Raw genomic sequence first — 714 nt, 5'->3', positions numbered from 1 at the left:
ATCCAATGTTGAACTTCCGTCTTCTCTTTTTCTGTAATAATATTTTGCTTTTTTTAAAAATGCACTTTTATAACTAATATTATCCAACAAATATTCATTGATAAATTTTGCATCTTCAAAATTAGGTTTTAATTTTTCATCAAATAAAGTATGTATTCTGTCAAGCTTAACTAAAGCTGAATTACAGGCCAACTGAATAAAATTATCCAGTTTCTCATTTTCTTTAATTGTTATTTCATTCTTAAATTTAAAATTCAATGGATGATTATCTTTATAAATCTTATTTTTTTCATAGTAAAAGATAAAATTGCAAGCTACCATGCAAATATCTTCTTCTTTGTTGGTCTTTAAAAACCCATCCACTACATAAAAATAATCCCTATCTAAAAAATCATCTGGATCAATAAAAGTTACCCAAGGAGTTTGGTAATTGTTTTCTTTCATATATTTTAAGCCTAAATTTCTAGCACTGGCTTGTCCACCATTTTCTTTATAAAGATAGACTATATTTTTTGGATATTTCTTTTGATATTTTTTTATAATATTTGCTGAATTATCTGTGGAGCCATCATCTACTAAAATTAAAAAGATATTATTTTTAAAATCAAGTCTTTGTTTTATAATAGATTTAAAATAATCCTCTAAATATTTTTCTACATTATATACAGCAGATACTATTGCATACTTATGAAAACCTTTGTATTTTTTGGGGGT

Annotated in this window: 1 protein-coding gene; it reads right to left on the bottom strand. The window is 24.5% G+C overall.

All coding sequences use genetic code 11. The features are described 5' to 3' along the window. The coding region (locus EBF09_RS09010) for a glycosyltransferase family A protein (RefSeq protein WP_157978211.1) at positions 1–714 on the bottom strand (714 nt) is incomplete at both ends.

It is taken from the genome of Helicobacter burdigaliensis (genome assembly GCF_003670295.1).
GTDB classification, from domain to species: Bacteria; Campylobacterota; Campylobacteria; order Campylobacterales; family Helicobacteraceae; genus Helicobacter_D; species Helicobacter_D burdigaliensis.
Note: the sequence above shows the minus strand (reverse complement) of the source record. Positions and strands in the feature narration are given on the sequence as shown.